This is a genomic window from Paenibacillus sp. J22R160, assembly GCF_059692135.1.
In genome coordinates this window covers 1-9,047 of sequence record NZ_JCAUAU010000041.1, presented here as the reverse complement: position 1 = coordinate 9,047, position 9,047 = coordinate 1, and the positions used below count along the sequence as shown (strand labels likewise).

The window sequence follows — 9,047 nt, the reverse complement described above, 5'->3', positions numbered from 1 at the left end:
CCAAAGCCAATCTTTTAGAAGAAGATCATCCCCCAAATATGTCAAGAACGTATAGATCTTGAAAGATAATAGAACCAAGGAAGCGGCCGGGACATTTTTGTCTGACTGTCCTCCGTTGTCAACTGTTAACCCTGATTGAAGTAAGCTGCTGAGAACCCGCCACCATGATTGATTACGAATGATCTAGAAATACTTTGTATCTTCACTTTGATACGTGTGATCCTTACGGGGCTTAGCTTGGGGCAGGTCTATATGGTGTCCTACCTGGTCTCACCGTTCGTCGACCGTTCCTTTAGTCAACGTGAACCTGACACAATTGAATTTTGTAAGATTCGCCAAACCGCTGAAATCCATGCAGGGCAAGGCTTTGAACGTTTTGCCGTGAAATATAGTTTTTCTCCCCCTCCTCCAATCTGTCAAAACATGCGATATAATGTAATTATGACAGATTGATATGGAGGATTACATAATGGAATTAGTACAGCCGATACGTGACCGCAAGAAGATAGAAGCAATGAAGAAAATGCTAGCCGGGAGTAAACGTGACCTACTTATGTTTACCTTGGGCATAAATTGTGGGCTACGGATCAGCGATATCCTGCTAATGAAAGTGGGGGACGTGATCGACGATAAGGGCAGGCTGAAGGACTTCTACGAGCTGAGGGAACAGAAGACCGATAAGTACCGCCGCTTCCCATTCGCCGCCAACGTCCAGAAGGCTGTAAAGGACTATCTAGAGGGCTATAGAGGTGATATGGACCGTCCATTGTTTGTATCCCGTAAAGCAGGTCAGGAGGGCAGCTACAAAGCCATATCACGTCAGCAAGCTTACGACATCCTGAATGAAGCTGCTGAAGCTGTGGGGATTGTGGATGCCATAGGAACCCATTCATTACGAAAATCCTTCGGTTATCATGCGTATAAGACCGGCACAAGCATTGAGAAGCTTCAGTCATTGTTCAATCACAGTTCCCCGGCTGTTACCTTACGGTACATTGGTATCACTCAGGATGAACTGGATGATGTGGTGATCAGCCTTAACCTGTAACGTGATGCAAGATGTGATGTGCCGAGCCTGACGTTGTTTAAGGCCCCGGCATGGTGGGGGGTACCGGGCCTTCAGCCACCGACAAGTGCCCTGAAAAAAATTGCAATATCCAGAAGATCTAAGTGGCGCGGGCATAGACGAGACAGCAGCAAACGTCCCGAAAGCATATATTATACAAAATTCAAAATTTGGACATATGTTTGTTTTCTGCAGACTAACTATATTACTAATTTTATATATATTCATGATTAGGTATATTATAAAGTACTTAGGTAATATATAGTATTAGTTGACTTTTAATACGCTGGATGGTAAATTGAGTATAGGTTGCAAAAACTCTAGACTACGTCTAGTTAGTTTGCAGAAAATTGTATGATATCAGGTTTTTTTGCTCGCACATTGGTTCGACCAAGAGATCCTGTACATAATAAAAAAGGCATCAAGCACTAGCTCGCACATTGGTTCGACCTAGTACTTAATGCCTTTTTCCCATCATTTCTTATCACCAACATAATTTTTTTTGAATAGGTTAAAGTAATCTAGTGGTCGCACATTGGTTCGACCATTAAAAGGGAGCGTACATTGGTACGCCCCCTTTTTGTGCTTTGTTTAGACGTATTCCCAGACCTTAATAAGCCCAGGCATAAATTTGTTGTAAATACCTACCAATTCAGTATTGAAATGCTTACGTGCTTTAAAATGATAATGATTTCTAAAAAAGATTGTTGTTACAAAAACGACCATATCAGCTAGCTGAACTAATTGGCTCAAATGAGATTCCTTAATCATAAGATCAGTAAAAATAAGTCCGGTCTTGCTTTGACGAATAGTCCTTAACAACATTTCTCCTTCCGTTGATCGTCCATTATCGCAGGTTATGACCCCTGGTTGTCTACGTTCCGTCAACTCTTCTTCAATCATTCTAATTAACTCAGTCATAGCACGCTGATGCATGTTTATGTGATTCGTTTCCCCAGTCGCAGTTTGGTAGGCCTGTTTATTCACTATCGATGCTATAATTTTCACATTGTTATCCTGTAAAAGCGTAAGCATTTCCTCGACATAAGCTAACCGTTGGGCAGGGAGAATTTTTGAAAACAAGTTATCCCCATCTACAAAAGGTTTACCGTGCATTTCATATTTAGCGAAAAACTCCATTTTCTTCATGGCTTTTTTGGACGTGCCTTTGAGTTCTGTCTGAATTGCCAACATAATTTTGTATGAGATAGCCTGAAAATCTTGCTCTAATTTAGCTAGTTTTTCATTGGTGACAAGTATGCCACCATAACATAATACTGGCTGATTAGGAATATCAGGAAATCCCGTATTCCCCGACTCGTCCATATAAAAACCATTAAGCATCTCTCTTTTCGCCCCTCTAATATGGCCTTAAAAACGTGAAGGCCACTCCGTTTTTTTCCATCTGCATTCTCTTAATCAATTGTGCCGATTCTAATTCTTTTATCCAATCACTGACTGCGCGATTCGATTTATTAAAGTACTTTGCGATGGTGTCTATAGTCACCCAGCATTCACCAGTTTGGTTTTTAGCATGGAGGCCTAAATATATGTAAAGTTTGACTGCATTTCCGGAGAGAGAGCTAAGTATAAACTTCTCTTTGAAGTCTGAGAAGATCGGTAAGTACCCTCCTTGATCAAAAGAGGCATTTTTCCAAGAGCTATATTCTTGTTTTAAAAAATCAGCTTTCCTCCTGTTAGGAAGAGCTTCAAAATCGAATTCTGACATTATTATCACCTACTAGGATTTTACAACATCTACGCGAATATTGCAATCTAACCAGACGAAGTCTGGCGGACCTTCCTATTTCTTAATGAACTACAATCTCTTCTTTTACTAGATCACATGTGATAAGACGAATTTCGGGTAGCCTTTTTAAAAAACCTTGCATTTTCGATATGTGTTGGGCATTTAGAACTCCTGATGTTAAGGGAATAACCAGGTAAGTCTTAATGCTGGCATTATTAGCCGCTTGAAATGTTTCCAGTTTAGATAAAGCCTGACTCGTATTATATGTCTCTCGAGTTTCTATTTCGTATATATTTTTTTCTGCAGCATTATAAGCAAATATATCAGGCCGGTAAACTCCTACTTCCGGCGGTGTACCGTATGGCCAATCTATATGGTCGGCTAAAACTGAGTAGCCACTTAACCTTAGCCTTTCTGCTAAAAATTTGATAACATCATTATGGAGATCCTGCTGAGATTTCGATCGTTCCATACTTTATAGATCCTCCGAACTTCCAAGTGAAATAAATTAACAATATTTATCATATGACAATGTTATCCACAAAAGCAACGGGAACTAATGTTCTTATTTTGTTCATAACCTATACAGTGTATAGAATAATACAAAAAAGCCGCTCGGATGATTTCCCGTCGCGGCTTTCTCGTTCAGTGCGTGGTTCAAGGCTGCTCACATAGATATCAGGTATGTGCAATCAATGCGCCCTCATTTCTTGTTCTTCCATGCGTACATAATCTATATCAGATCCATCACCGTTAGGATACCCTTGTGCGTATTCCTCATTGTCCATCCACCACTCTTGGATCAACACCGTATATATCTCAGTATCAGGGTCGTATCCAACTATTTTGCCAACACCATACTGACATTCAATGATCTGACCCATGCGAAAATGCTTTGAATAGTGTGATGAAGTGCATCCACAAACCCCAGTATCATTCACTCGATTATATTTGTCTGTATCTTCCCCTAAATGATATTGCGTATTGCATTCACGGCATTCTACTGTGTTGCCCATAGTTATTTCCCCCTAAGTTTGTCCCACCAGGAACGCTTCTGATTAGCCGCGGCTATTTCCTTCTTTACTTCAAGTAGCTCCCGAAGGATAATGGTCAAATTCTCATTCTGTTGTAGCTGTCTGTCTTCAATCCGTTCCAAACGATCCCCTAAAGCCCTGTTCACTTCCAGGACCTCCACCAGTTGCCCTGATATTTCACTGTATCGTTCATCATAACGTGTTAGATCCGTGTTTTCAGTAGGAATTATGGTAGGCGCTACGCTTACGGACGCCTCGTGAAGCTTTGCTAGTACTACTTCCGCTGACTTTTCAACGGACAGCCCCGACCGTTCCCGTATCGTCTTCACCTGTTGGAACACCATAGCGTCTTGCTCAGAATAGACCCGGTTATCATTATGATCACGCTTGACGCTATATCCTAATCCTTCTAAGACCAACGCGTATTTCCTTATCGTAACGGATTCAAATCCAAGCTTTTCGCCTAGATCCTTCGTTGTTAACTTCCATTCCATATTGTCATCCATACCCGATACACCTCCCGCTATGCAAAGATAATTCGCCATTATACCAGGAGTTTCCTGCCTGTCAGATGCGTTTAAACGCACGAACGTAACGCAAGCAAGCCCTATGTATCACTTCGTCCATTGTAAGCCCCCAGAATGCCCTGTAAGGCGTTTAGTAGGTTTGATCTAAGGTTCAATAAGCACGAAATGCTAGAATGGCAGGAATGGGCTGTTATGGGCTTCTATGATCGCATCTAATATGTAATCTTCAGTTTCCATTTCCGTTTCGCCACGTAAGTTGCAGGTAAATTCAACGACGTTGTAGGATTTGAACACTGCCTTCAATCGCACGGGGCTCCGTCATGGTGGGTATCCGAAGACCCACTGTCTTTCCAGCCACCGTTGTCCAGGTGAACAGCAAATGAAGGATGTCTTTCATTACGGAAAGGGGTATCAATTGGGGACGTGACCAAAAGCTTTCCAATGTGAAGTTCCGTCAATGGAACGTTACTTGAAAAGATAGTTGCAACGTTTCCACGGTTAGCCCATGCGCCCAGCGGAAACAGATAGAATTAAGTTCAACTTAGGTCAACGAACGCCTGACGTTTGGCGGTTTGGGATTTCAATCTAGTGGTAAACAGAAACAGTTCCCAACGTTGGGAAGTCGGCTTCCGTTACCCTGTATTTACTGAGCTGTTCCTTTGAGAGACTACTAACTAATGCCAGACAACGTTGTCTACCAATAACAATCCGTTAACCACTAGTACCCCTATATTCAACCATAGTAGCCCGCGTGATCTATTCCATGCCTGATACAACCCCCATATGGCTACTAGGATTAAGACTACGTTAGCACTGGTCATGAAAGTGATCTCTAGGTTATCTACGTGCGTCAAGAATCCTATCAGGCTCACAATGGCTATCACGAATAGACATACGATGAAGGACTTTAGGATTAGGGCTAGTATTTTTGTCTTCTTCATCGTCTAGCCCCTTTCCTTTGGGAAGCCTTATATGCCTTTACAACGTCTTTGTAGCACGTAGAGCACTGCTTCTTCCAATGGTTCTCTGCGTTGATCCAACTAGATCTACCACACGTCGCGCATGGACGCTTGATCTTCGCAAGTTCCCAAACCATCCTGAAACGATTAAACGCATATTTGTTGTTGAGATCCGAGGGGTCTGGTGTATCCTGTTTAATGGATTCCGAGAGACAAGGCTCGCACAGATTCCGTCCGTTCCGATCACTCAGTTTTACCGATCCGGAGAAACCGCGGTTGTTCATATCGCCCTCGACCTTATTGCAGTTGCCACATACCTTCCCGGCACTCCGAGCAATCACACGGTTTAGCCATCCAACAACCTCCTTGATTTTGTCCTCCAACCAAGCGAAAAACTGCTGTATGCCCAAATATGCGAAGTAGAGCAGAAATCCAATAATGATGATAAGGCCTACACCCCAGTCATGGCTGCCACCACGCAGAAAGATATGTCCCCTATTGTGATGATTTCTCATGAGCAGCCCCCCCCTTTTTTCGGGCTTTGACTAGCCTTGTACGCTTTCACAGCGTCTTTGTAACACGAATTAAAGAAAGCGACCGGATTATCCAACGTAAGACGCATACAGCCTTTTACCCAATCGTAAGTACGGTCTTTATACAGTTCACAGGCGTTGGCAACTATGGCAGCATCAAGTTGGAACTGGAATTGCTTTAGAAGCATTATGTAAATCTGTGTTATGTATTCTGATTCAGCCTGCATACTACGGTGATTGTCTACCATCATCCACCCGGCTTTTTCTTGTAGGGTTTCTATGATTTCATTCGATTCATTGGTAGATTCAGAAGCGGTGGCGATTTCGCTACTACAATCAATCAAATTAGTTAAATCATTCTTAGTAAGATCTTTATTTAGTAGTAGTGGGTTTTCCGTCAGCGGATTTCCCGTCGACGGATTTTCCGTCAGCGGTGGATTATCTTCATATGGACGTTCATAGACTATGTATTCGGTAGATCCGAAGCTACCATCTTCATTGCGGTTTTGCTTACGCGACAGGTAACCGTACTTCTCCAATTCACGCAAAGCTGTACGTATAGCATCTCGACCATCAGTAGACCTTTTGATCAGCTCGCTTTCATAGATCTGCCAATCATCCGGCTTTGACAGTAAGTACGCCAATAGCCCCTTAGCCTTCCAAGATAGGCGTTCATCATTAAGGCCAAACTTGTCGATCATTACATATGGATTCTCGCGTTTGTTGGTACGGATGATAGTGTTCGATTGGCTGTTACGTTTCATGGCAAAAAGCCCTCCAATTTGTTGGGGGCATACGTATTGCCTAGATAGATCAAACCATGATAAAATGGGTATAACCTAATAAGGGCACACGTTGCCCGTTGATGAAGCAAGGAACACTTTAACCGGCCAAAGTTAACGAGTGTTCTTTTTGCTTTTATTGGAATAATTTTACCACGAATCTACGAATCTAGTAAACGAGAATATCCGAAAAACCCAGTAATGACGCACACTATACCACCATCGGTTATATAGTAAGACCTAGTAGCTTGTGTAACCAATCCACACAAACACATAAGGGTGTAGGGGATGTCATGGCCATTGACCCTTCTATATAGCCCCCAATCCAGACGTTTGACCCTCACCGGTTAAGCGTCTTTTTCATTTTCATTAAGGATGTGAATGTGAATGTTTACTAGACGTACCTTCAAGATCGTACGATGCTTCGTAGAAATGACGCAGAAGGAATTCGGTGCAGCCCTTGGAATCTCAGGCTCCTACGTGTCAGAGATTGAGCGGGGCAACAGGCGTGTAACCGAGAAAATAGCTGAGCGTGTCAAACAGAAGTTTTACTTAGCTAAGGTGATGTCCAGTGATGAAAAGTAACCTGCAGGTCATCTCCCTGAAGCGGCTGCCACACTCACTGATAGCTGAAGTGCTGTATGACGGTGAAGACCTGTACACGTTTACCCTTGGTGCCACCGTCACTGAACGGCGAGCAATGGAACTCTTGCCCCAGTTGGTGCAGTTGGAGAGGAACGGAGAAGAACGCAGGCGTGGCAGGCGAAGATAGATATTTAACGCAGTTAATTGATAGCATTAACCAACTAACTTTAAAGGGGATTATCAGATATGAACAAGATTAACCAAGCACGCGAGTACCTAGCAAAAGCATATGAACTACAACAAGGATCCACGGGTAGATTCCGTCAGCACAATGATGGGCTGAATAACCGCCGTGAGAAAATCAAACAGGCATTCACAGGGGAAACACGTAGCAAGATGTTAGAAGTCCAATCGAAGCGTGAAGCCAGGGAGCTATTCCACTTCCTAGCTGCTGAGAAATCACAGTATCAAGCTGCAGCCGCCAAAGCTAGGGAACTGGCTGACGCTGTGGTTAACGCTGTGGTCAAAGCACCTGATCAAGAGACGGTAACACGCTTTGACCGTAAGCTAGCTGACCTAAAAACTGAAATACTGTTATCGAACGCCGACACAGGAAGCAAAGCGTTGAAGGAATTTGTTGGATCTGTGACTGATCCGTACCTAGCGATGCGACTGAAGGACTCGTTTGCTGATCTAGTCCAGCCAATTCTTAACGCGGCGGGATCACAGGCTGCTACGTTCAAGAATGAGCTTTCAGGGGTCTTCAATCAGCTTAGGGAATCTACGCTGACCCCTGAAGCCCGTGAAGCGGTAAAGATCGTTGACGCGGCTACAATCGCTATCCAGTCGGATCTGTTTGGCTTACCAGTGGAATCCAAAGTGAAGGAGCTCTATGGCCCCCGTGTTAGTCAGTTTACAAACGATCCTGCACGTTACTACGCGTTCAATCCTGAAGATGCCACCATCGCACCTGGTCAACGCACCACTGAGGAAGCTATGTTAGATAGCCTGTTAGCGCAAGCGAAGTAATACCATGTGTACGTTTACGTATACGTAACTGAACAAAAGGTGGGCTGTGACTTGGCTGCCTGCCTTTTTTTTTCCACATCAGTCACGTCTCAGCAGACAAACGATATTCACTTCCTGTAACCACAAAACTCAGGAGGTAATTATCATGACTAGAAAAAATAAAGAGGACATGTTTGTAAAGATGCACTTGGATGCGTACGAAAGCGGTATGCTTGCCGAGATAGGTCCAGGTGAATGGCAGCTACTCTGTGCCATATCTACCTACATGGATGAAAAAGGCGTATGCTTCCCTTCACAGGAAACATTGGCGGAGAAGTTAGGCGTACATCCTAAAACGATAAGCAGACGAGTCGATGACTTGATAGACTTTCGTTGGAAGGGTAAACCGATCATAACGGTAAGAAAGAAGCAGTCAAAGAAGAACCCAACGCACTTCTACAACGAATACACCATTAACCGCAATTCAGGGCTGTCTATGTTTTCTCAATCTAAGAAGCGCAAGGAAACTGAAGAAACGTGGGTAGAACAGGATGACCATTCTATGTCTGACGAGCAGTTAGCCTACATTCTTAGTCGTTTCAGCGGCGGTAAGAATGAGTGAAGGGGTGGCGTGGGACAAATATGTACCCGTAACCATAACCATTCTTTAGATCCATAACCATTCTTTAAAACCAAAGCCAATCTTTTAGAAGAAGATCATCCCCCAAATATGTCAAGAACGTATAGATCTTGAAAGATAATAGAACCAAGGAAGCGGCCGGGACATTTTTGTCTGACTGTCC

At 43.4% G+C, this 9,047-nt stretch carries 11 protein-coding genes; 4 read left to right on the top strand and 7 right to left on the bottom strand.

The features are described 5' to 3' along the window. Positions 1–469: 469 nt before the first annotated feature. Positions 470–1,048, top strand: a complete 579-nt coding sequence (locus AC58UW_RS33085; RefSeq protein ID WP_497424741.1) for a site-specific integrase — start codon at positions 470–472, stop codon at positions 1,046–1,048. 609 nt (positions 1,049–1,657) lie between these two features. Here the strand turns inward: AC58UW_RS33085 and AC58UW_RS33080 are convergent. The 7 genes from AC58UW_RS33080 to AC58UW_RS33050 form a co-directional block, all read right to left on the bottom strand. Beyond that, positions 1,658–2,410, bottom strand: a complete 753-nt coding sequence (locus AC58UW_RS33080; protein WP_497424740.1) for a DUF3800 domain-containing protein — start codon at positions 2,408–2,410, stop codon at positions 1,658–1,660. 16 nt (positions 2,411–2,426) lie between these two features. Continuing rightward, positions 2,427–2,795, bottom strand: a complete 369-nt coding sequence (locus AC58UW_RS33075; protein ID WP_497424739.1) for a helix-turn-helix domain-containing protein — start codon at positions 2,793–2,795, stop codon at positions 2,427–2,429. 82 nt (positions 2,796–2,877) lie between these two features. Continuing rightward, a complete protein-coding gene (locus AC58UW_RS33070) occupies positions 2,878–3,288 on the bottom strand; it encodes a hypothetical protein (RefSeq protein ID WP_497424738.1) in 411 nt (136 codons plus the stop codon). 220 nt (positions 3,289–3,508) lie between these two features. Then, positions 3,509–3,832, bottom strand: coding sequence for a hypothetical protein (locus AC58UW_RS33065; RefSeq protein WP_497424737.1), 324 nt, complete (start codon positions 3,830–3,832; stop codon positions 3,509–3,511). A 2-nt stretch (positions 3,833–3,834) separates the two neighbouring features. Next, entirely contained in the window at positions 3,835–4,356 is a 522-nt protein-coding gene (locus AC58UW_RS33060) for a DUF3967 domain-containing protein (protein WP_497424736.1), read from the bottom strand. 958 nt (positions 4,357–5,314) lie between these two features. Beyond that, the gene (locus tag AC58UW_RS33055) at positions 5,315–5,851 is read right to left on the bottom strand and encodes a hypothetical protein (protein WP_497424735.1); all 537 of its coding nucleotides are present in this window, start codon (positions 5,849–5,851) and stop codon (positions 5,315–5,317) included. Further along, on the bottom strand, positions 5,848–6,633 hold the full coding sequence (locus AC58UW_RS33050) for a helix-turn-helix domain-containing protein (RefSeq protein WP_497424734.1): 786 nt from the start codon (positions 6,631–6,633) through the stop codon (positions 5,848–5,850). The genes AC58UW_RS33055 and AC58UW_RS33050 overlap by 4 nt, the downstream gene beginning before the upstream one ends. A gap of 405 nt (positions 6,634–7,038) precedes the next feature. On the opposite strand from AC58UW_RS33050, the gene AC58UW_RS33045 reads away from it, so the two are divergent. The 3 genes from AC58UW_RS33045 (at position 7,039) to AC58UW_RS33035 (ending at position 8,866) form a co-directional block, all read left to right on the top strand. Continuing rightward, a complete protein-coding gene (locus tag AC58UW_RS33045) occupies positions 7,039–7,236 on the top strand; it encodes a helix-turn-helix domain-containing protein (RefSeq protein WP_497424733.1) in 198 nt (65 codons plus the stop codon). 246 nt (positions 7,237–7,482) lie between these two features. Then, complete coding sequence (locus tag AC58UW_RS33040) at positions 7,483–8,265, top strand: hypothetical protein (protein ID WP_497424732.1); 783 nt, start codon at positions 7,483–7,485, stop codon at positions 8,263–8,265. Positions 8,266–8,410: 145 nt separating this feature from the next. Then, on the top strand, positions 8,411–8,866 hold the full coding sequence (locus AC58UW_RS33035) for a helix-turn-helix domain-containing protein (protein WP_497424731.1): 456 nt from the start codon (positions 8,411–8,413) through the stop codon (positions 8,864–8,866). The last annotated feature ends 181 nt before the right edge of the window (positions 8,867–9,047 follow it).

What these genes read in the sequence shown, in the direction of transcription:
- AC58UW_RS33085 (WP_497424741.1), top strand. Translation starts at nt 470, where the DNA reads ATGGAATTAGTACAGCCGATACGTGACCGCAAGAAGATAGAAGCAATG.
- AC58UW_RS33080 (WP_497424740.1), bottom strand. Translation starts at nt 2,410, where the DNA reads ATGCTTAATGGTTTTTATATGGACGAGTCGGGGAATACGGGATTTCCT.
- AC58UW_RS33075 (WP_497424739.1), bottom strand. Translation starts at nt 2,795, where the DNA reads ATGTCAGAATTCGATTTTGAAGCTCTTCCTAACAGGAGGAAAGCTGAT.
- AC58UW_RS33070 (WP_497424738.1), bottom strand. Translation starts at nt 3,288, where the DNA reads ATGGAACGATCGAAATCTCAGCAGGATCTCCATAATGATGTTATCAAA.
- AC58UW_RS33065 (WP_497424737.1), bottom strand. Translation starts at nt 3,832, where the DNA reads ATGGGCAACACAGTAGAATGCCGTGAATGCAATACGCAATATCATTTA.
- AC58UW_RS33060 (WP_497424736.1), bottom strand. Translation starts at nt 4,356, where the DNA reads ATGGATGACAATATGGAATGGAAGTTAACAACGAAGGATCTAGGCGAA.
- AC58UW_RS33055 (WP_497424735.1), bottom strand. Translation starts at nt 5,851, where the DNA reads ATGAGAAATCATCACAATAGGGGACATATCTTTCTGCGTGGTGGCAGC.
- AC58UW_RS33050 (WP_497424734.1), bottom strand. Translation starts at nt 6,633, where the DNA reads ATGAAACGTAACAGCCAATCGAACACTATCATCCGTACCAACAAACGC.
- AC58UW_RS33045 (WP_497424733.1), top strand. Translation starts at nt 7,039, where the DNA reads ATGTTTACTAGACGTACCTTCAAGATCGTACGATGCTTCGTAGAAATG.
- AC58UW_RS33040 (WP_497424732.1), top strand. Translation starts at nt 7,483, where the DNA reads ATGAACAAGATTAACCAAGCACGCGAGTACCTAGCAAAAGCATATGAA.
- AC58UW_RS33035 (WP_497424731.1), top strand. Translation starts at nt 8,411, where the DNA reads ATGACTAGAAAAAATAAAGAGGACATGTTTGTAAAGATGCACTTGGAT.